We start from the raw sequence: 22619 nt of genomic DNA, 5'->3' as shown, positions 1-22619 counted from the left end.
CCGCGTTTTATGTTATTAAATACTTGCCTTTATTCAACGGCAAGATCTACTTTGCAATTTTACGAAATTTTCCAAAAACGCCTAATGGCAATTTTGGTCCTGCTGTAGCCTGTAGAAACAGTTCGCCAATTTCTAAATTCTCCACTTTCGGAAATGCAGTTTTTATTAGATTCTCAACAATAACCGAAGAGAAACCTAATGAATAGGTATTTAAGATCAAAAAATGCTCCTTAGGATCCAGTAATTGAACAACCTCAGTCATCATCTCCATGATATGATCTTCAAGCTTCCATTTCTCCCCTTTTGGCCCATGTCCATATGCTGGTGGATCCAATATAATACCATTGTAAGTATTTCCGCGTTTTAGCTCACGCTTGACAAATTTCAATGCGTCCTCAACCATCCAACGAATATTGTCGAGATTGGAAATCTCCATATTTTCATTGGCCCATGTAACAACCTGCTTAATGGAATCGACGTGTGTTGTATCTGCTCCCGCAGCTTTAGCTATTAATGAAGCACCTCCTGTATAGGCAAAAAGATTTAAAACTTTAGGTTTTTCGGTCTTGAAAGAACGAACAGATTCCGAAATATAATCCCAATTGACAGCCTGTTCAGGAAATATACCAACATGTTTAAACGAGGTAAGGCCCAACCTAAACTTGATCGCTACATCATCGTTTTTATATTGAATATGCCAACGATCTTGAATCTTCGGATTTTTTTTCAACCATTCTCCAGAAGTAGCTGAACGCCCCTTGAACTTGATATGATAACGTTTGTTCCATTCTGCATCGCTCAAAGCCTTAGGCCATACAGCTTGTGGTTCGGGTCTGATTAATACAAGATCTCCAAAACGTTCTAATTTTTCAAAATCACCACAGTCAATGAGCTCATAGTCCTTCCAGTGTTGTGGGGTCAATAGTTGTATATTCGTTGTTGCCAAAATCAAAATTTTCCGACAAAACTAAGCTAAATTTCTTTCATATTGAAATTTAGCGTTCGTCCATCTTACTTAAAAATAACATTCGTAAGATTAAAACATATAAAAATTTCATGTAAATCAATAAAGACACAATCTGTTCAAAAAACAGCTATTGATTACAGATTTCAATCATACGCTTCCTTTTCAGCATTTATTACCCCATAGAGGCCTTTGCACTTTTCATCAACGGGCTTGCAAATACAAAATTATTTAACTCTTCGACATCAGACCGCATCATATCTTTATTGGATCCCTCCCAAAATTTCTGCCCCTTATATAAAAACAGAATATATTCACCAATTCCCATAACCGAATTCATATCATGGGTCACAACGACCGTTGTACACTTTAATTCTTGCGTAATTTTAAGAACCAGCTCGTCGATTACAATAGAGGTTTCAGGATCCAAACCTGAGTTGGGTTCATCACAAAAAAGATATTTGGGATTCATACTGATTGCACGTGCAATGCCTACCCGTTTTTTCATCCCACCGGATAGCTCCGCGGGGAACAACTTGTTGCGCCCCTCCAAATTAACCTGTTCCAAGCAATGGTTCGCACGGTCCAATTTCTCAGATTTAGACATATCTGTGAACATATCCAGCGAGAACATAATATTCTGCTCGACTGTCATTGAATCGAATAAGGCTGAATTTTGGAACAGCATACCTATTTCTTTCCGGATGGGCACGCGTTCCTCAAAATTCATCCGCGTGAAGTCCGTCTGGTCAAACAACACCTTTCCTTTTTCCGGATGATGTAATCCGACAATACATTTTAGTAAGGTACTTTTTCCCGAACCAGATCCACCAATAATTAAACTCACTTTTCCAGGTTCAAAATTTGCACTGATCCCCTTTAAAACATGGTTATCACCGAAAGACTTATTAATATTTTCAATTTGAATCATATGATCTTTTTAAAGCATTAATGCTGTAATCACATAGTCTGCTGCCAGAATGGTAATACATCCAACGACAACAGCTTCAGTGCTCGCTTGTCCTACTTCTAAGGCCCCTCCCTTCACTTTATACCCTTTATATGCAGATACAGAAGTAATAATAAAGCCAAATACAACAGCTTTTACAAGTGCTACGGTCACTGTAAATCCATTGAAATTATCTTGAATACCTAAAATATAATCCGCCGGAGTTACAGCTCCAGAAAGAGAGCCACCCAATAGACCACCTACTAGTGCACAGACTATGGCGATAATAACCAGCATCGGAATCATAGTCACTCCCGCCAATATTTTAGGCAATATGAGATAGCCCGGAGCGTTTATCCCCATAATCTCCAAAGCATCAATCTGCTCGGTCACACGCATTGACCCAATCTGGGAAGAAATCGAAGAGCCAATTTTCCCCATCAGTACCAATCCCGAAATCGTAGGCCCCAGCTCCAAAATATTTGAATCCCTATTGATGGAACCAATAATCGAATTTGGAATTAGATCAGAGACCATCTGAAAAGCAATCTGCATGGTCATTACCGCTCCAATAAACGTGGAAATGATCACAATAAGTCCTAAAGATCCTATGCCGATATCGGTCATTGTCAGCATGGTTTCTTTCCAATAGATACGCCCTTTCTCCGGCCTTTTAAAGACTGACTTCAGTAGTATTAGATACGCACCAATGTGATGAAAAATCATATTATCAATTTAAATTCTATGTATTATACAAACCAAGCACGATGTTTGGTCCATGTATCCATTAAAGGTACTTAATTCCAACAAATATATAAACAAGCGAAAACCTAAAAAGTAGGAGAAAAACAAAATTACTTACCGATCAATTAGTCACATTTACCGAATTTTTATGTATAATAGCCTAATCTTTCGTACAGTGTCTAACAAAGCGATTTACTTTTGGGATATATAACAAACGGAATTAGTCATGAACACACAACGTATAACAACTGGAATTACAATTCTTTTTATAGGGATTGTCTTATTATTATCCCAACTTAACAGTATTTCCTTTAATTGGGTAGGAATTTTCAGATATTGGCCATTATTTATTGTCCTCGCTGGAATCCGTATGCTGGTCCCTAAGGATCAACAAATCGGACAGTTTATTGCTATCGGTGCTACTGTAGTTATCCTGGGTTTTCTTACATATATCGGATTATCTACTCCAAAAGAACCTCTTTTGACGCAATTATTAAAAAACAAAGGGGTACAGATCGATATGGACGATCCAAATGACAAGACCAACTATACAGCACAGAAACTACAAGTCCCTCTAGACGATAAAATCAAAAGCGCAAATTTAAACATCGATTTGGGAGCTACATCCTTAAAAAACGATAGTACAACTACATCTTCAATTTTCACCGCATATAATACTTCTAGTGAATATCTCTTGGGTATGACTACACATGGTGAATCTTCAGATAAGATTGATATTAACTTAAAAGGTAAATTCAAAGACAAGGATTTTAATAGCAAAAATAACAATACCTACATCTCACTCAATCCAAATATCGTATGGAAGCTGAACTTTGATATCGGTGCAATTGATGCCAAATTGGATCTTTCACCATATAAAATTGAGGTATTGGATATTGATGCAGGAGCGACCAGTCTAAAATTAAAACTTGGACAACCTTTAGCAACAACAAAGATATCCATGGACGCTGGTGCATCTTCGATCGAAATTGCAATCCCTAAAAATGCAGCATGTCGTATCACCAGCGATAATGCCCTGTCATCAACTTCCTATGAAGGCGATTTCCTAAAAATGGATGGTATGGTAAAATCAACAAATTATGATGCAGCGACTGAAAAATTTGATTTTGACATCAATGGCGGAATTGCTTCAATAAAAATTAGAAGATATTAATTGACAGCGATTTTTTAGCCAAGAAAAGCTAACTTTGTGTTATATATGAACACAAGTAATATGTTGACTTTACCAGGAATCTATTGCAATTCCAAGGTAGAATATTCGAGATGGAAAACAAGGGAAATTCAGATTGGAGATATCCCTATGGGTGGAGACAACCCGATCCGCATTCAAAGTATGACTACTGTGGATACAATGGATACACTGGGCTCGGTAGAACAGACTATTCGAATGGTAGAAGCGGGTTGTGAATATGTTCGTATCACTGCACCAAGTATAAAAGAAGCTCAGAATCTAGCAAATATAAAAAGTGAGCTTCGAAAAAGAGGGTATAACGTACCCTTAGTAGCAGATATCCACTTTACACCAAATGCCGCTGAAGTTGCCGCCCGGATAGTCGAGAAAGTTCGGGTAAACCCAGGTAATTATGCCGATAAGAAGAAATTTGACCTGTTATCATATACTGAAGCAGAATATAAATTAGAACTAGAGCGTATCTACACCAAGTTTACTCCGCTGGTAAACATTTGTAAAGAATATGGCACTGCCATGCGGATTGGTACAAATCATGGTTCTCTTTCAGATCGGATCATGAGCCACTATGGGGACACCCCTGAGGGAATGGTCGAATCCGCCATGGAGTTCATCCGGATGTGTGAAGATCTAAATTTCTATAATCTATGTATTTCAATGAAATCCTCCAACCCGCAAGTAATGGTCAAGGCCTACCGTTTGCTGGTTGAAAAGATGGTTTCTGAAAATATGAATTATCCGCTACATCTTGGCGTGACGGAGGCCGGTGATGGAGAGGATGGTCGTGTGAAATCTGCGGTAGGAATAGGTACACTTCTAGAAGACGGGCTTGGAGATACTGTAAGGGTTTCCCTGACCGAAGAACCTGAACGCGAAGCTCCAGTAGCAATTGCGTTGGTCAATAGATATAGTCAGCGAAAAACGGTTTTGGCCAATCAACCAAAAGAAGAAATCATACAGCTCGCATCAGATAGTCCAGTTGTTCCCTATCAGAGTCAGGAGGTCAATACCTTCATCGGTGGTTCGCTGGTTCCCAGAATTGTGACAGATATCTCGAATGAAAATCTGAAAGACGCCCAAATTCTTACAAAAGTTGGCTACCGCTATGATATCCTTTTGGATAAATATCATATGGGTGAGCAATCCGTAGATTTTGTTTATCTAGGGGATCATTTGCCTTCATTTAATATGCCCGCAAATTTAAAACAGGTATATAATTTTGGGACATGGTCCAATCTTAAGGACAAAACAAATATCCATCCACTCTATACGCTGGAAGAGTTTGTACATGCAGACAGTAAGGATAGTGTGTTGAATATGGTAAAAATCCGTAATACGGATTTAACAAGTCCGCTATTTGAATCATTGCCGTTAGACAAGACTGTTGTATTTATATTAGAAACCGATCATACGCATGGAATGGCCGATCAACGGCAATTTTTCCGAAATCTGCAAGAAATCGGCATTGATAATCCTGTCATTATCAAAAGATCCTATCGTAAAGAGGATTTTTCAGGTCCTATGGGCGAGTTTATGAACCCCGAGGAGCCTATATCGAAAATACAGCTATATGCTTCCACAGACATGGGTGCATTGTTAATTGATGGTTTAGGTTCGGGCATATGGATTGATTCTCCGGCGACCCCGTTAGAGAACATTGCATCTCTTTCCTTCGGAATACTGCAAGCAACCCGCTCAAGAATATCAAAAACAGAATATATCTCTTGCCCAAGCTGTGGAAGAACATTGTTTGATCTTCAGGAAACCACTCAAATGATTCGGAGTCGCACCAATCACCTCAAAGGCTTGAAAATTGGCATTATGGGTTGTATTGTGAATGGCCCAGGTGAGATGGCTGATGCAGATTACGGATATGTGGGAGCTGGTCCTGATAAGGTAACCTTATATAGAGGCCAAGAGGTCGTCAAAAAGAATGTAAGTTCAGCCCAGGCATTGGACGAATTGATCAAGATCATCCAAGATGATGGACTATGGATTGATGAAGTACAAGAATAAGCGATAATATAATAAGTAAGGGGATCAAATGATCCCCTTACTTATTATATTATATTGTAAATTCAATTTTATCAATTGAGTATTCTCGTCTTCCTTAGCGGACAGAAAATCTTTTTACCACAGTCTCCGATCCAGCAACAACGCGCACAAAATAAAATCCAGTTGTCAATTTGCCACCATGTTCAAAAGAAAGATTCTGAACACCAGCGTCAAGATTTCCATTCATCAGTTGTAGAATTTCATTACCTAAAGCATCCATGACTTTAATAGACACACTAGATGACTTTGCCAATTTAAAGGAAAGATTGACTTGTTCGGCAATTGGATTATAAAATACTTTAACGTTATTGATCAGTTTCTCAGTATCCTTAATATTGTTATCTCCAAATCCCTCATTACCGTTCCAAGTAGCTTGCAAAAAAGTATGGTCATCAGGAGACTTCGCATACACCCGACCTACCCCGCTGCACAAGGTCAGTGTGGTAATAAGTGTTAAATAAGCTGCTTTAAGTAGATTTCTCCCCATAGTGTTAAATTAGACTTCAAATATTGGTTACGGTTTAATCAAATATAACGCTAACTATTTGAATTATCAACAACAAAGTTAGTATTTTGTTTAAAATTTTTTGAGGTAAAGTAGGGATCGATAGATTCTTTTAACAAATTTTAACAGCTCTTGCGCATGTCAAATGAAATGCTAAAATTTGGCGCAGCAAATGTACCTGCTTAAAGTACAGACAAAAAGTCTATTTTTGCATTATATTTTGAAATAAAATAATAATTAAATGACAGATAACAGTCATCACAACAGTATCAATAAGGTGAGTGTCGCCGGATTATTGATCAGTTTAGGAATCGTGTTTGGAGATATCGGTACCTCGCCGCTATATGTCTTCAAAGCAATCATGGGTCAAGGTGCCATTCAAAAAGATCTTGTTTTGGGAGGTCTCTCCTGCGTCTTTTGGACACTCACCCTACAAACAACCATCAAATATGTCTGGATCACCTTACGTGCTGACAATAAAGGCGAAGGTGGAATTCTTTCACTTTACTCTTTAGTTCGCAAACGGGCACCGTGGTTGATTTTCCCAGCAATGATAGGTGCAGCCACATTGCTAGCTGATGGGATGATTACACCCGCTATCACAATATCCTCTGCTATAGAAGGTTTGGATATCAAATTTCCAGGTCTTCCAACAGTACCGATTGTGGTAACGATTATTTCTTTACTTTTTATTATTCAACGATTTGGCACTTCTGTTGTCGGAAAAGTATTCGGCCCATTAATGACAATATGGTTTACCATTATTGGAGTTCTTGGTCTGTCCCATATCCATTTGGCTCCAGAAGTAATGAAAGCAATTAATCCGTATTATGCCTTTCATATCTTAATAACCTACCCACACTCTCTCCTCTTGATCGGTGCTGTATTTCTTTGTACAACAGGTGCAGAAGCTCTATATTCAGATATGGGACACTGTGGTAAGGCAAATATTCGCATTAGCTGGATTTATGTTAAGATCACACTGATATTAAACTATTTTGGTCAAGGAGCTTGGTTATTAACACAGGAAGGTCGTGTGTTAGGCGGAGCAAATCCATTTTACTCCATCATGCCAGATTGGTTTATCGGTTATGGTATCGCTATCGCAACTATTGCTGCCGTAATTGCCAGTCAGGCCATGATCTCTGGTTCATATACCTTAATTTCGGAAGCTGTACGTTTAAACATCTGGCCTAAAGTTGCGATCCGCTATCCTAGTGAGCATAAAGGTCAATTATATGTTCCTTCAATCAACCTTATTCTTTGGATCGGTTGTATGATTGTTATCTGGGTTTTCGAAGAATCAAGCAAAATGGATGCGGCCTATGGTCTTGCCATCAACCTAACGGTACTGATGACAACCGTTTTAATGGGTTATTTCCTAGCCATGAAAAAAGTCAACCGTGTACTCATTGGGATTTTCCTAGTCGCGTATTTTGTGATAGAGTTGACATTCCTGATCGGTAATGGTGTAAAAATTGCCCATGGCGGTTGGTTGACACTTTTATTAGCGATTGCCTTGTTTGGTACAATGTACTGCTGGTATACTGCACGTAAGATTAAAAATCGTTTTGTCAACTTTATCAATATCAATAAATATTATCCGATTATATCGGAATTGAGCGAAGACAAGTCCGTTCCACCCTTTGCGTCACATTTGGTATACTTGACCAGTGCAAACTTCAAGTCTGAAATTGAAGCCAAAATTATTTACTCCATCATTAATAAAAAACCTAAACGCGCTGACGTTTACTGGCTGGTACACGTGGATGTTATGGATCATCCCCACACGAGGGAATACTCCATTGATCAACTGATCCCTGGAAAACTTATACGAATTGACTTCAAATTGGGCTTTAGAGAAGAACAGCGTATTAGCCTACTCTTCAGAAAAGTTGTTGAAGAAATGGTGAAAAAAGGTGAAATTGATATCACAAGTCAATACGACACACTGCGTAAACATAATATTCCAGGAGATTTCAAATTTGTGGTACTGGAAAAGGTATTATCCAAAACCAACCAGATGTCATGGATCGAAAAAGTGATTATGGATATCTATGGGTACTTGAAAAAAATGAGTTTATCCGAAGAAAAGGGATTTGGTTTAGATTCCAGTTTCGTCACGATTGAGCGGGTCCCACTGAATTTCCCACAGACATCGGAGGTTCATCTCATACGAAAAGATTAAGTCTTAAAAGGTGGTGCAAAAGCATCGCCTTTTTTATTCAATAGAATTGCATTACTTTTGTGCAAATATTATATCATGGCAGACGCTAATCCAACAAAGAAATTACACCCTCGAAATAGACATCTCGATAATTACAATTTTGACGAACTTAGCAAAATCGAACCTTCCTTAAAAGATTTTGTTACAGTAAATGCTTATAAGCTCAAAACAATTGATTTTAACAACCCCGATGCTGTTAAGGTTTTAAATCAAGCACTTCTTAAAAAATACTACCACATCCAACATTGGGATATCCCAAAGGAAAATCTATGTCCTCCTATTCCAGGTAGAGCAGATTATATTCATTATGTTGCGGATGTTCTTGCCAGAGATAATAACGGTGAAATTCCAAAAGGAGGAAAGGTCCGACTGCTAGATATTGGTGTGGGTGCCAGTTGTATCTATCCCATTATAGGTCACCAAGAATATGGATGGAGTTTTGTTGGTTCAGAAATCATAAAAAAAGCATATAAAAACGCAATTGAAATTACGCGTACCAATGTGAGCTTAAAAAAGAATATCCAAATACGATTACAGAACAATCCAAAAGCGATTTTCAAAGATATCATCCTCCCAGATGAAAAATTCGACATGATCATCTGCAATCCACCTTTCTTTAGTTCGCAGACAGAAGCATTACAACAATCCGTACGTAAAGCTACAGGTATAAAAAATGCGAAATTAGATGAGAATACCGTTGTCCAGACGTTCTCGGGACAAGGAAGTGAACTTTGGTGTGATGGCGGCGAGAAAGCCTTCTTGACACGCATGATATTTGAGAGCCAATTCTATAAAGATCAGGTTAAATGGTTCTCCTCATTGGTTGCTCATCGTGAAGACGTTCGTTTTCTACAGCATAAGTTAAAGAAAATCAATGTAAAAGAGTCCGAAGTTATCCGCATGGAACAAGGTAACAAAGTAAGCCGAATCCTGTTGTGGAGATTTTAAATAAAAAAGGAGCTATTGAAAAAATAGCTCCTTTTTTATTTAAATATCATAGATACCAGATCTCTAAACAGCTGCTGATTTATTTAATTTAGAATGTTTATAGCCGTACATAAAATACACTCCTAAACCAAGAACCAACCAAATCACGAAAATAATCCAGTTACTTGCACCAAGCTCGGTCATCAGATAAAGATTAATCAATATGCCGATAACAGGTAAAAGCGAGAAATTCATTTTAAAGCTATAAATGCCCAAACCCAACCATGTTAGCCAAAAAATGATCACTAACATTTTATGTTCTATTATTTCCAAAATGGAAAGCTTCTTCCATTCATTCAATGTATCTTTTCCATAGATTCCTATCAAGACAATCGCGATGATGAGCCCTGCTCCAACCAGGTATTTACCATTGATATAGGGAACCTTAAATTTGGATTTGGCCGATAATCCCGAATAATCCATATATAGTACACCCGCGCAGACTAAAATAAAGGCGAAGAACGTACCAACACTCGTCAAATCAACAAAGAAGTCCATCTTGAAAAATAAAGAAGGAATTGCTACAACAAGACCTGTTACAATTGTCGCAAAAGAGGGTGTTTTATATTTCGGGTGAATTGTCGCAAATTTCTTCCATAATAATCCGTCCCTGCTCATTGTCATCCAAATCCTTGGTTGAGCCAATTGATACACCAGCAGAGCACTGGTAATCGCGATAACAGATGTTACCGATATCACCCCAGCCATATGGTCAAATCCAACATACTTAAACACAAAAGCCAAAGGATCTTTTACATTAAGTTCGGTATAATTTACCATCCCTGTCAACACCAATGTAATAGCCACATACAGTACTGTGCAAATCAATAAACAATAAATCATTGCTTTAGGTAGATCACGCTGTGGGTTTTTACATTCCTCGGCAGTTGTTGAGATCGAATCAAATCCGATAAAAGCAAAGAATACAGCCGCCACACTTCCAAGTACCCCCTGCAGGCCATTTGGTGCAAAAGGAGTCCAATTTTCTGGCTTCACGTAAAAGATTCCACCAAAAATTACCGCCAGGATTATCCCTACCTTGATCATAACCATAATCATACTTGCTTTTTGGGATTCCTTAATACCTATATAAACGAGCCAAGTGACCAAAAAGGTAATTACCCCCGCGGGTAAATCAAATATAATAGGCATTCCCCCGATACGTGGCGCACTGTTAAATGCAGCAAGCCCATGCTGATCAATGGCCGTAAGACTTGACATCCCATGTTGATTCATTTTATCCACAGCGTCATAAGCATACCCAGGTGCCATCGAAAGCCAAGCAGGTATATGCAGCCCAAACCCCTCCAACATAGAAACAAAATATTGCGACCAGGAAATAGCTATTACCGTATTTGAAACCGCATATTCCAATACCAACGCCCAGCCGATAATCCAGGCAAACAGCTCACCAAAAGCCACATAGGCATACGTATAAGCTGATCCCGAGACAGGTACGGTACTGGCAAACTGTGCATATGCCAGTGCTGTAAACACGCAGGCAAAAGCAGTAAAAATAAATAGAAGAGAAACGGCAGGCCCACCTTCATAACTCGCTAATCCAATGGTGCTAAAGATTCCAGCGCCAACAATAGCGGCTATACCCAATGAAACCAGATCGGTTACCCCCAAAACCTTCGCGAGGCCAGTTCCACCCTCCTTTTGGGTATCCAGTAGGATCTGATCAACACTTTTCTTCCGAAAAAGTCTATGTGACATGTAATATTAGTTTTATACGTAAAATTATGCGAAAATAAATATTTTCAAGGTCTTATACTATTGGTATTTTTTGAACAAATTATTTAAAGTCGACCAACTCATAATGAATATATTGATAAATCTCTTGATAATCCGCCATATGATGCTGTAAATAAGAAATTAATTGTTCGGTCAATAATTCACGCTGATGCTCCTGAACGTCAAATTGCCATAAGCGCTTACAGATATTAAAAAGGGCATCTGCAATTTTTTCAATATGTGCATAATCATAGATATATTTCCATTCAATAAATTGATGGTAGAATTTCTCAAATTTTGGAATATCGTTTAATTGGTTTATTTTCAGAAATTTTCGTACAGCATCTTCGTTCACCTGGGACATTGCCGAATAGAACTTATCGATAGATACCGCTTTTTGCTGTGTCAGGATATGATCTAGCAGCAGTTCTAAAGCAATATGCGCCATAAAGGAAGGTCGAATGGGCAGTCCCTGTAGACTTGACTGTATCTGTAACTTTAATTGATGTGTGTGATGAAAAAAATAAGTTGAATTATGAAAGAGACGATCAACCTCTATATGACGGTTCCAACCGATATAAAGTTGCTCCAACAATGGGTTATCCAGCAATTCATCTTCATATTGCCTGGGTTTGAGCACAAAAGTTTTATCGGCATTCTTTAACAGATCGGGTAACAAGCCACCGACAATTCGCTCGGGATTGATCGCAAACCGCTCAAAATAAAAATGTGATAAAAAATTCATATTAGCTTATTAGCGTGTGCTTTTATATGGAATTATTCGCTCAATATACGCTTAATCTCCTATCTTTGCATCTTGTAAATTAAAAAATTAAATCCATTTAACAATGAGCTTTGTAGAAGAATTACGTTGGAGAGGCATGCTGCAAGATATTATGCCTGGAACTGAAGACTTACTGAATAAAGAAAAAGTCGCTGGCTATATCGGCTTTGATCCCACAGGAGACTCTCTACACGTAGGACACTTAACTCAAATCATGACCTTAATCCATTTCCAAAATGCTGGGCATAAACCAGTCGCATTGGTAGGTGGTGCAACAGGAATGATTGGAGACCCTTCTTTCAAATCTGCAGAGCGTAACTTACTTGACGAAGCAACCTTACAACATAATGTTGCATGTCTGAAAAAACAGTTAGGCAAATTTCTTGAATTTGGAGAAGGCGAAAATGATGCCCAAATGGTTAATAATTACGATTGGTTCAAAGATTTCAGTTTTTTGGACTTTATCCGTGATATCGGTAAAATGATTACCGTTAACTATATGATGGCAAAGGATTCTGTAAAAAAACGTTTAGAAGGAGACAATGGTCTATCATTTACAGAATTCACCTATCAATTGATTCAAGGTTACGACTTCTACTACCTGTGGAAACACCACAATTGTAAAATACAAATGGGTGGATCTGATCAATGGGGTAATATTGTCACAGGAAGTGAAATGATCCGTCGTCAAGATCAGGGAACAGCTTATGCCATTACGACACAATTGATTAAAAAAGCAGACGGCCAAAAATTCGGAAAAACAGAATCTGGAGCGGTCTGGTTAGATCCAAAGAAAACTTCGCCCTATAAATATTATCAATTTTGGTTAAACACCTCGGATGACGATGCCAAAAGCTGGATTAAGATCTTTACACTTAAACCACAGGCAGAAATAGAGACGATCATTGCGGAGCACGATGCTGCACCACATTTGCGCATTGTCCAAAAAGCGTTAGCAAAAGACATCACCATTCGCACGCATTCTGAAGAAGCTTATGAGACTGCTATTAAAACCTCTGAGTTTCTTTTTGGCAACGGCTCATTGGAATTTCTAAACGATTTAGATCACGAAGCTGTACTTGAAGTATTTGAAGGGATTCCACAATTTCAGGTAACAAGAGAAGATATAAAAGCAGGAATCAATGTCCTCGATCTGTTGGCTGTCAATACGCAAGTTTTCCCTTCAAAAGGCGAAGCACGTAAAATGCTCCAAGGTGGTGGTGTGTCTATCAACCGTGAAAAAGCAACAGATATTGAACAAGTGATCACCGAAAATAATTTGGTAAACAATAAATATATTATTGCACAAAGAGGTAAGAAAAACTACTATTTGATTATTGCATAAACGTCATTTTAGGCAACAAAAAATCCCTTTTTACGATGTAAAAAGGGATTTTTTATTGATAGTCATTAAAGTCAGTAACAATACCAATCTCATTTTAACTCCTGTTCGCTCGATCCTGGTGCTATAGTCACTTATTTTAATAGTTTTTCAAAAGCGCGACGGGCAGCGCCTCGAAAATGTACTTCCCCACAATATTGATACCCTAGCTTATCAAATACATGTAACATCCCACCATTATCAAAATTCGTATCCACTTTGATGCTATATATTCCATTATTTACCGCTATTTCCTCCACTCCTTGCATGATGGCTGTGCCAACGCCTTTTACATGTGGATCCTGAGCTGAGGCCAAACGATGAATGCCCACATATTCACCATCACTAAGCCATTTGCCATCAATATCATTATAAGCAGGTTCGATATCAAAAATAATAGCAACATAACCGATGATTTTATCATCAACCTCCACGACATGCCCATAGCCTTTGTCTATATCTGACTGTACTACATCTTCATTTGGATAACCATCTTGCCACTGCCGACTGCCTTGCTCCTTTCGTAATGCGATTGCCTGTTGTATAATTTCCCAAATCCGTCCTTTATCTGCCTGTTCCGCTTTTCGTATCTGAAACTTATTCATAATGCCTTAATTTGATCAGTAAAACTACATAATTTACTTTAACTGTAAAAGACAGACAAAACCACCATATTCTAATCCGCTTAGCTCAATCTTTCCAAAAATCTATTCTCAGGGCATAGTATTTGCTAGTTATAATTGCTATTATTCATTTAATAGCCTATCTGAAATTATTCGTTTATGAAAAAATTACAAACTTAAAATAATAGTGTTCATGATCTTCAAAATACTATCAAAATAACTAAGTTTGTAAGCAGTATAATTGTGAGCTTTTCAATGTCAAATAAAGGAAATACATTTAGGCAGGCAGGAAATTCAGTTTCTGGCAAGCGTGCCCCGTCAAAAGAATCGGCAACATTTAAAAAAGAAAAAAGTCAAACAACCAGTGTCCCTAGGGATTATTCAGATGCACAACAGAAGACTGTCAAAATTCTAGGGATTTTATTGATTGTACTCTCGTTGGCTTTTGCCACTGCTTTTGTCTCTTATCTTTTTACATGGGAAGATGACCAAAGTTATATCGCCAAAACAAATGGCGGTTGGGGAACCCTTTTTAGTTCTTCCGAAGAAATTCATGATGAGGCTGTCGAATTACCGGTCGTTGATAATAAATTAGGGAAATTCGGCGCATTACTGGCCAACCAATTTATGTATGAATGGTTTGGTGTTGCCGCTTTCCTTTTTATTCCGGTATTATTCATTTTAGGCTATCGTCTATTATTCAAAAAATCCCTGCTTCCATTATACCGTACTGTAGTTTATTCCTTTGTAGCGATTGTCTTTATCTCTGTAACATTGGGATTCTTACATGGATTTATGGCGAATACGCCCCACATGTTGGAAGGCAAGTTTGGCTTTTGGACCAATAAGCTACTGGAAGCACAAGTTGGGATTGTCGGTGTGGGTTGTATTTTAGCATTTGCTTATCTGACAACTTTGATACTATTGTACAACTTGGATTTTAAATTTGTATTATTCAGCAATCGAAAATCTAAATCTTTATCCGAAGATCTAGAGGATGAAGACGACGAAGATTCCTATACTGCTAATAACCTAAGAACCAAAGTGCATGTAGAGGATGATTCTATACAATCCGTCAGAGAATCTTTCCAACGACCAACTTCAATAAATGAAAGATTTCAATCCAGCCGGGAGAAAGATCTAAAAGAAGAGCTTGAGCGTCCTGCATTTACACATCATCCAATACCAGAAGTACAAATAGATCCAAAGGACAAAGTTGTGCTTACCTTTGATGATAGTCCTTTGGAACGTACAGAGAGTACGCCTTCCATTAGTTTTACCATTGATCAGCCAGAGGAAGAAGATACGGAAGAATTAAATAGCCCAAGTATTCAGGAAAACTACAGTCCAGCTATAACCATTACCCCTCAACCCGAGCCAGAGTTCCCTGCTGACGTTACCCTAGTACCTGGTTTGGTTGTCGAAGACATCAAAGAAGAAAAAGAAATTACAGCGAGCGACCTGGTTGCACAATTTGGTCAATATGACCCCAAATTGGACTTATCAGGCTATCAACATCCCACACTTGACCTATTACGAGATTATGGAAGTGGTAAAATTACCATCAATCAGCATGAACTTGAAGCAAACAAAAACAAAATTGTTGATACACTTAGAAACTATAGCATTGAGATTGAAAGCATAAAAGCAACAATCGGCCCTACAGTTACCTTATATGAGATTATACCGAAACCCGGTGTACGGATTTCAAAAATCAAAAATCTGGAAGATGACATTGCCTTAAGCCTTGCGGCACTTGGAATCCGGATTATTGCACCAATGCCGGGTAAAGGAACAATCGGTATTGAAGTTCCAAATTCGAATCCAGAAATGGTATCCATGCGATCTGTTTTGGCTACTGAAAAGTTCCAAAAAACAGATATGGATCTACCAATTGCATTGGGAAAAACAATTTCTAATGAGGTCTATATTGCCGATTTAGCAAAGATGCCCCACCTTCTGGTTGCAGGTGCCACAGGTCAGGGTAAATCCGTTGGTATCAATGCGATTTTAACGTCTTTATTGTATAAAAAGCATCCTGCTGAGCTCAAATTTGTGCTTGTCGATCCTAAAAAAGTTGAACTTTCCCTATTCAAAAAAGTTGAACGTCATTTCTTGGCCAAACTACCCGATGAGGAGGAAGCGATCATTACCGATACAAAAAAGGTTATCAATACCTTAAACTCACTTTGTATCGAGATGGATCAGCGTTATGACCTGTTAAAAAATGCACAGGTTCGTAATTTAAAGGAATATAATGCAAAATTTATCAATCGCAGATTAAACCCTGAGGAGGGTCATCGATTCTTACCATATATCGTTCTTATTGTTGATGAGTTTGCCGATTTGATGATGACTGCCGGAAAAGAAGTAGAAACCCCTATTGCACGACTGGCCCAGTTGGCCCGTGCTGTAGGAATTCACTTGGTCATTGCGACCCAACGTCCTTCAGTCAATATCATTACAGGTACAATCAAAGCCAACTTCCCAGCACGTCTTGCTTTCCGTGTGTTATCAAAAGTAGACTCGCGAACTATCTTAGATACCGGCGGAGCAGATCAGTTAATTGGTCGTGGGGATATGCTGCTGGCAACCGGAAGTGATTTGATACGTATTCAGTGTGCATTTGTCGATACACCAGAAGTTGAACAGATCTCTGATTATATCGGAGCACAACGTGGCTATCCATCGGCATTTATGCTCCCAGAATACGTAGATGAAAACGGAGAAGGTTCAGGTAGCGTAGATTTTGATCCAAAAGATCGCGACCAATTGTTTGAAGACGCTGCTCGTTTGATTGTTATGCATCAACAAGGTTCTACATCTTTAATCCAACGTAAATTGAAACTGGGTTATAATAGAGCTGGACGAATCATCGATCAATTGGAAGCCGCCGGAATTGTCGGCCCATTTGAAGGAAGTAAAGCACGTGAAGTTCTTTATCCAGATGAATATTCATTAGAACAGTATTTGGAGACATTAAGAAACAATTAACATGAAAAAACAACTATGGTTAGTGCTAAGCTTGTTGCTTCTCACAATGAGTCAACACAGTTATGCGCAAAATGACGCCGCAAAAGCGTTACTCAACAAAGTAAGTCAAAAATATAACGGATATAAGACAATACAAGCCGGTTTTACCTTGGACATAAAACAAGCAAATGGAAGTTCACATTCAGATGCGGGCACCTTGTATCTTGACAAGGCAAATAATAAATACCATGTCAATACCAAAAATCAAATTCTAATTTCAGATTCCAAAACACAATGGAATATTATGAAAGCAGAAAAAGAAGTCGAGATATCCGAGGCGAGTAACTCAACGAATGAGATCAACCCGACAAATATTTTCTCATTCTATACCTCGGGATTTAAGTATGCGCTAGTGGGTACAGAAAAAGTAAAAGGAATGAGTTTGAGTGTTGTGGAATTAACACCGGTTGACAGCAAAAAGAACTATTCTAAAATCAAATTACGGGTCAACAAAGTGAATAATTTGATCTACGACACGACTATCTTTGATAAGAGTGGTAATCGCTATACTTACACCTTGAATGCACAGGAAGGAAACAAGGCCATTGCATCCAGCTATTTTACCTTTAATAAAAGTAACTACAGCGGATTTGACATTGTCGACTTAAGATAAGATCTACCGTTCGGATGGATCAACTCCCAGGCCAAATAAGGCTAACAAAAAAAGGATTTCTCAATGGGAAATCCTTTTTTTGTTAGTAGTTGCTTTCTATCTAGAGCATATTCGGCTCTCTATCCAGCGCCTCAGTGTCTTTGTCCGCATAACGCGAATAACCGTGCTTCTGTGGATGTTCGATAATCTCCTTCATTGAAACTAATTTATACACGTAAGATCCAGTCTCATTGTTCAGCTTCAAAGCAAAATAATCATCCTTCTTCTGCCTTCTTATTGAACCTTTTAAACTGCCATCGCCGACATTGTATGCCGCCGCCACTAAAGTCCAATTACCAAATTGAGCATAAAGATATTTTAAATAGCGTGCTGCTGCATGAGTGGATTTCACGAGATCTTTTCGATCATCTACAGTGCCATTGACCCTTAAGCCATACAAACGAGCTGTTGCTGGCATAAATTGCCAATAACCTCCCGCCCCTTTTGATGAAACAACAGCCTTGCTTAGGCCACTTTCAACCAATGGGATGTACTTAAAATCTTCGGGAATACCATGTGATTTCAGGATCTTGGCGATCATAGGCAAATAGGTCTCTGCCTTTTTATGCATATCATACGATCCTGTTTTTTTAAATGAAAATCTACTGAAGAACTTGCGCAATTTGCTTTCCACTAATGGACGATCCATCGGCAATGAATCTTCAGCAAATGTCAATGAACTCAGGTAAGATTCAAAAGAATTGCTTTTTTCTTTTTTCTCTTCGTCGCCTCCATGATGAGTTGGAATTTCGACTAACTTCGCTGCTACGATCTTATCGCTGCCAGAAGTGTTGTTGTGTGGGGTTGAGTATAATTTTGAAAGCAATAAAGCAAACAAAATCAAACTACTACATAATACTTTTTTTCTTATCATTCACTCCCTTAATGCTATCCTATCCACGAGTCAAATCGATCAAAAAATAGCTTGGTTCAAATTCGAGGGGACAAAGATAAACAGTATTTATTTAAAAAACAAATAGTTACGTTACAGCTGTTTTAAAGGGCATTTTTTAACGTTCAAATTGTGCAAATCCAAGAAAAGACAAAAAGATAAGGATTTTTTCGCAAAACCCAAAATTATGCCTAACTTTGCAGTTCACATTTTAGCAAAACACAATGCCATTCAGCAATAAAAGGAACAGTCGTGATGACAACTCCAGAAAGTCACGGGGCAACTCAGATAGCTTCAAATCTAGAGGCGACAAGAATAATAGTTTCGGTAAAAAATCGTCCTTTGGTTCAAAGGATCAATCTGAAAGAGGTTCTTTCAGAAAAGATGACAACCGCGAGAATAGATCATTTGGATCTAATAAATACGCAGACAAACCATCCTTTAGAGGAGAAAGCAACTCCTTCCGTTCAAAAGATAATTCAGACAAGCCTTTCAACAGAGGTGGCCGTTCATTTGATAAAAATGATTCTTCGAGATCTTTTGACAAAAGAGATTCATTCAACAAATTTGATAAATCTGAGCGTTCTTTTGATAAAAAAGATAATTTCAAACGTTCTGACAGAAACGATTCTTCTCGGTCTTTCGACAAAAGAGAAGGTTCATTTGATAAAAGAGATAGCTTCAAACGTTCTGATAGAAATGATTCATCAAGATCATTCGACAGAAAAGAAGGTTCTTTTGATAAAAGAGATAGCTTCAAACGCTCTGACAGAAATGATTCATCAAGATCATTCGACAGAAAAGAAGGTTCTTTTGATAAAAGAGATAGCTTCAAACGCCCTGACAGAAATGATTCATCAAGATCGTTCGACAGAAAAGAAGGTTCTTTTGATAAAAGAGATAGCTTCAAACGCTCTGACAGAAATGATTCATCAAGATCGTTCGACAGAAAAGAAGGTTCTTTTGATAAAAGAGATTCATTCAAGCGTTTCGATAAGGATGACCGTTCCTCAAACAATCGCAGTAGAAGCTTTGATAAACCATCTAATAGAAAATTCGATGGAGATAGAAGCAGAAACTTTGATGAAAACAAGAGTTTTGACGATAAACAATACAGCAAACGTCCTAAGAAGAAAACCGAAACCTCAGCAGAAGATGACGGCTTAATTCGTTTAAACCGTTATATTGCCAATGCAGGTATTTGCTCGAGACGTAAAGCAGACGAATTAATTGCTGCAGGTGTAATATGGGTAAATGGTGAGGCTGTTACTGAATTAGGTACCAAAGTTGATCCAGCTACAGACGAAATCCGTTACAACAACGAGCGTTTAAAGCGTGAGAAGATGGTTTATGTTTTACTTAATAAGCCAAAAGACTACATTACAACGACAGATGATCCTCAGGAACGTCATACCGTAATGGAACTTGTATCCAAAGCAACCAAAGAACGAATCTATCCCGTAGGACGTCTTGATAGAAACACAACCGGATTACTTTTGATGACAAACGATGGCAACCTTGCGGAAAAACTTTCCCACCCACGTAATAGCATCAGTAAAATATATAATGTAGAACTTAACAAAAGTCTTACGCAAGGAGATTTCAACAAGATTAATTTTGGTATTGAACTAGAAGATGGCGTAATCAAACCGGATGATTTAAGCTATGTACAAGGCGGTTCTAAAAGAGAGATCGGAATACAGATCCACTCTGGCAAAAATCGTATCGTACGTCGTATTTTCGAATCTCTTGGTTATGACGTTGTAAAGTTAGATCGTGTCGTATATGCTAACTTGACGAAAAAGGATTTACCACGTGGACGTTGGAGATATTTAGAAGAAAGAGAAATTGTTCAATTGAAACATTTGATCTAATCAAATCTCATTTGATAAATAAAATAAAGGACGGTCATTCAGTTAACCGTCCTTTATTTTTTATATTTGCACCTGAGATAAGAAGAGTATAAAAAATAAAAGAATATGACTGATCCAAAAACACTTTCATCTGTAGCGGAATTCCATAAAACATTCCAGCATCCGATCCTGGATACACCCACAATTCCTTCTGAGCAAAGATGCGCATTACGGGTTTCGTTGATAGCTGAGGAATTAAAAGAATTAGAAGAAGCTATCCAAGATAAAGATCTTGTGGAAATTGCAGATGCCCTATGTGACATTCAATACGTCCTCGCTGGAGCGGTTCTTGAATTTGGTTTAAAAGATAAATTCTCAGCACTTTTTGATGAAGTGCAACGCTCTAATATGAGTAAGGCCTGCAATGACGAAGCAGAGGCAGTCGCTACTCAAGAGCATTACAAACTTAAAGGAGTGGAATCTTACTATAAAGAAGTTGATGGAAAATTTTTGGTTTTTAGAACGGCCGACAATAAAACACTAAAATCTATCAATTATTCTCCAGCAGATCTGAAATCCATTGTCGAAGGATAATTTGACTTCCAGTACAACATAAAATAAATACGGCTTCCTTTGGGAAGCCGTATTTATTTATACTATATCAATTCCAGTAGTCTTATAGAATCGTAGAAATGAATTATCTCTTTTGCAATCGGTTGTCTATAATAAAATTAAAAGAGACTACCTTGCACGACTTTCCGTGCTTCCAGACCTTTGTCGATATAGGTTTGAATCCCTGACTTAGGCAATCCCCAATTTGGCGCTATCAATAGTTCTTTGTCTGCGATACCAAAAATACGTTGGATAATCAAATCTGGGCGTAGACGGGGTATAAATTTCGACAGGAAGTCCGTATAGCCTTCCATAGAGAATAAGTCAAAAGGTTCACGCTTATATTTTACGCCCATAATAGAGCCTTCTACAATATGCAAATGGTGCAATTTAACGAACTTAATCTGTGGGAACCGATTAATCTCGTCAGCATATTTTAACATCATCTCTTCAGTCTCCCATGGAAATCCAAAAATAGTATGCACACAAAGCTCTAAAGGTGTATCCTTTAACATATCCATCGCCTTAATGAATTCATCGTGTGAGCAACCTCTATTGATCCTTTCCAAGGTATCATTATAAATCGACTCCATTCCCATTTCCAAATCCACGTCATAACGATCGGTATAAGATTCCAACAGGGCAATTTTTTCAAAGTCCAAACAATCTGGACGTGTACCCACAGAAAGACCTAGTGTATTTTCAGGATCGATGCTTAACGCTTCGTCGTACATCATCTTCAGCAAATGTGTTGGCGCATATGTATTGGTATTGGGTTGGAAATAAATAATAAATTTTTCTGCACCATAGCTGTTACGTGCGCGTTCAATCCCTGACTCCACCTGCTCACGTATAGAAGGAATTTTTCGCGCAGTATCGGGCGTAAAAGAGTCCACATTACAGTAAGTACACCCACCATAGCCTTTGCTGCCATCTCTATTGGGACAAGTGAAATTGCCATCGACAATCACTTTAAATACTTTCTGTCCGTTATATTTCTGCTTTAAATAAGCGCCGTAATGATTATACGGCTTAATTCCGTTATCCAATAATGTACCCATTGCGCCGCAAAGTTACTCAATAAAAACCATAAATAGATTACTACTCAGGAACAAAGCGTTATAACATCGTCCATTCTTCTGTCATTTTTGTCTTGGCGGGACCAGTAATCGCTGGGAAATATATTACCAAAAATATAGCGCAGCACCTTCGATCATGGCCATGCAGATTTCTACCGGATAGTACGGTTACGGAGCCCTATTCTTCTGTGACATTGGGGAGCAGGGGCATCGTTCTTCTATAATCTTTTTGGATAGTACCTAAACAGAGTCATAGTGCAGCACCTTAGAGCGGTGCCATACAGGCTTGCACCTGACAGTGCTATTCCTGAGCGGAGTCTTTTGTGTGGCCT

At 38.3% G+C, this 22619-nt stretch carries 18 protein-coding genes; 9 read left to right on the top strand and 9 right to left on the bottom strand.

The genetic code is table 11. The features are described 5' to 3' along the window. Positions 1-46 precede the first annotated feature (46 nt). The 3 genes from ABFX33_RS23470 to ABFX33_RS23460 all read right to left on the bottom strand — a co-directional run bounded on the left by ABFX33_RS23470 (position 47) and on the right by ABFX33_RS23460 (position 2639). Complete coding sequence (locus tag ABFX33_RS23470) at positions 47-952, bottom strand: class I SAM-dependent methyltransferase (protein WP_259184635.1); 906 nt, start codon at positions 950-952, stop codon at positions 47-49. 187 nt (positions 953-1139) lie between these two features. Next, on the bottom strand, positions 1140-1895 hold the full coding sequence (locus tag ABFX33_RS23465) for an ABC transporter ATP-binding protein (protein ID WP_120262201.1): 756 nt from the start codon (positions 1893-1895) through the stop codon (positions 1140-1142). Positions 1896-1904: 9 nt separating this feature from the next. Next, positions 1905-2639, bottom strand: coding sequence for an MlaE family ABC transporter permease (locus ABFX33_RS23460; protein ID WP_120262200.1), 735 nt, complete (start codon positions 2637-2639; stop codon positions 1905-1907). 244 nt (positions 2640-2883) lie between these two features. On the opposite strand from ABFX33_RS23460, the gene ABFX33_RS23455 reads away from it, so the two are divergent. Together ABFX33_RS23455 and ispG are read left to right on the top strand one after the other, a co-directional pair. Next, the gene (locus tag ABFX33_RS23455) at positions 2884-3831 is read left to right on the top strand and encodes a LiaI-LiaF-like domain-containing protein (protein ID WP_346088636.1); all 948 of its coding nucleotides are present in this window, start codon (positions 2884-2886) and stop codon (positions 3829-3831) included. Positions 3832-3876: 45 nt separating this feature from the next. Further along, positions 3877-5883, top strand: a complete 2007-nt coding sequence (gene ispG, locus ABFX33_RS23450) for a (E)-4-hydroxy-3-methylbut-2-enyl-diphosphate synthase (protein WP_346088634.1) — start codon at positions 3877-3879, stop codon at positions 5881-5883. A 94-nt stretch (positions 5884-5977) separates the two neighbouring features. Here ispG and ABFX33_RS23445 read toward each other — a convergent pair whose 3' ends face one another. Then, entirely contained in the window at positions 5978-6409 is a 432-nt protein-coding gene (locus ABFX33_RS23445; protein ID WP_282252354.1) for a T9SS type A sorting domain-containing protein, read from the bottom strand. Positions 6410-6668: 259 nt separating this feature from the next. On the opposite strand from ABFX33_RS23445, the gene ABFX33_RS23440 reads away from it, so the two are divergent. Both ABFX33_RS23440 and rlmF read left to right on the top strand, forming a co-directional pair. Then, positions 6669-8615, top strand: a complete 1947-nt coding sequence (locus tag ABFX33_RS23440) for a KUP/HAK/KT family potassium transporter (protein WP_120262196.1) — start codon at positions 6669-6671, stop codon at positions 8613-8615. Between the two features lie 75 nt (positions 8616-8690). Next, entirely contained in the window at positions 8691-9602 is a 912-nt protein-coding gene (rlmF, locus tag ABFX33_RS23435; protein WP_120262195.1) for a 23S rRNA (adenine(1618)-N(6))-methyltransferase RlmF, read from the top strand. A 63-nt stretch (positions 9603-9665) separates the two neighbouring features. On the opposite strand, the gene ABFX33_RS23430 is transcribed toward rlmF, so the two are convergent. Both ABFX33_RS23430 and ABFX33_RS23425 read right to left on the bottom strand, forming a co-directional pair. Next, positions 9666-11360 carry an amino acid permease gene (locus tag ABFX33_RS23430; protein ID WP_346088632.1) on the bottom strand — a complete coding sequence of 565 codons (1695 nt, stop codon included), beginning with the start codon at positions 11358-11360 and terminating at the stop codon, positions 9666-9668. 79 nt (positions 11361-11439) lie between these two features. After that, positions 11440-12123 (bottom strand): ACP phosphodiesterase, encoded by a 684-nt coding sequence (locus ABFX33_RS23425; protein ID WP_257087386.1) that lies wholly within the window; start codon positions 12121-12123, stop codon positions 11440-11442. A 103-nt stretch (positions 12124-12226) separates the two neighbouring features. Here ABFX33_RS23425 and tyrS point away from each other — a divergent pair, with 103 nt between their 5' ends. Further along, the gene (gene tyrS, locus ABFX33_RS23420; RefSeq protein ID WP_259184706.1) at positions 12227-13507 is read left to right on the top strand and encodes a tyrosine--tRNA ligase; all 1281 of its coding nucleotides are present in this window, start codon (positions 12227-12229) and stop codon (positions 13505-13507) included. Positions 13508-13638: 131 nt separating this feature from the next. Here the strand turns inward: tyrS and ABFX33_RS23415 are convergent, their stop codons facing one another. After that, a complete protein-coding gene (locus ABFX33_RS23415) occupies positions 13639-14148 on the bottom strand; it encodes a GNAT family N-acetyltransferase (RefSeq protein WP_346088629.1) in 510 nt (169 codons plus the stop codon). Positions 14149-14421: 273 nt separating this feature from the next. On the opposite strand from ABFX33_RS23415, the gene ABFX33_RS23410 reads away from it, so the two are divergent. Continuing rightward, positions 14422-17160 (top strand): FtsK/SpoIIIE family DNA translocase, encoded by a 2739-nt coding sequence (locus ABFX33_RS23410; RefSeq protein ID WP_346088627.1) that lies wholly within the window; start codon positions 14422-14424, stop codon positions 17158-17160. Between the two features lies 1 nt (position 17161). Further along, positions 17162-17812: an outer membrane lipoprotein periplasmic chaperone LolA1 gene (gene lolA1 / locus ABFX33_RS23405; RefSeq protein ID WP_346088626.1), complete on the top strand. Its 651-nt coding sequence runs from the start codon at positions 17162-17164 to the stop codon at positions 17810-17812. Positions 17813-17912: 100 nt separating this feature from the next. Here the strand turns inward: lolA1 and ABFX33_RS23400 are convergent, their stop codons facing one another. After that, positions 17913-18725: a lytic transglycosylase domain-containing protein gene (locus tag ABFX33_RS23400; RefSeq protein ID WP_346088625.1), complete on the bottom strand. Its 813-nt coding sequence runs from the start codon at positions 18723-18725 to the stop codon at positions 17913-17915. 242 nt (positions 18726-18967) lie between these two features. Between ABFX33_RS23400 and ABFX33_RS23395 the strand changes: the two genes are divergently transcribed. Both ABFX33_RS23395 and ABFX33_RS23390 read left to right on the top strand, forming a co-directional pair. Continuing rightward, the gene (locus ABFX33_RS23395; protein ID WP_346088623.1) at positions 18968-20617 is read left to right on the top strand and encodes a pseudouridine synthase; all 1650 of its coding nucleotides are present in this window, start codon (positions 18968-18970) and stop codon (positions 20615-20617) included. Positions 20618-20722: 105 nt separating this feature from the next. Then, positions 20723-21190: a nucleoside triphosphate pyrophosphohydrolase family protein gene (locus tag ABFX33_RS23390; protein WP_257087379.1), complete on the top strand. Its 468-nt coding sequence runs from the start codon at positions 20723-20725 to the stop codon at positions 21188-21190. Positions 21191-21327: 137 nt separating this feature from the next. Here the strand turns inward: ABFX33_RS23390 and mnmL are convergent, their stop codons facing one another. Further along, a complete protein-coding gene (mnmL, locus tag ABFX33_RS23385) occupies positions 21328-22269 on the bottom strand; it encodes a tRNA modification radical SAM protein MnmL/YtqA (protein ID WP_346088621.1) in 942 nt (313 codons plus the stop codon). Between the last annotated feature and the right edge of the window lie 350 nt (positions 22270-22619).

This window comes from Sphingobacterium ginsenosidimutans, from assembly GCF_039536865.1.
Classification (GTDB): Bacteria; Bacteroidota; Bacteroidia; order Sphingobacteriales; family Sphingobacteriaceae; genus Sphingobacterium; species Sphingobacterium detergens.
This window is presented reverse-complemented; position numbering and strand designations above follow the sequence as displayed.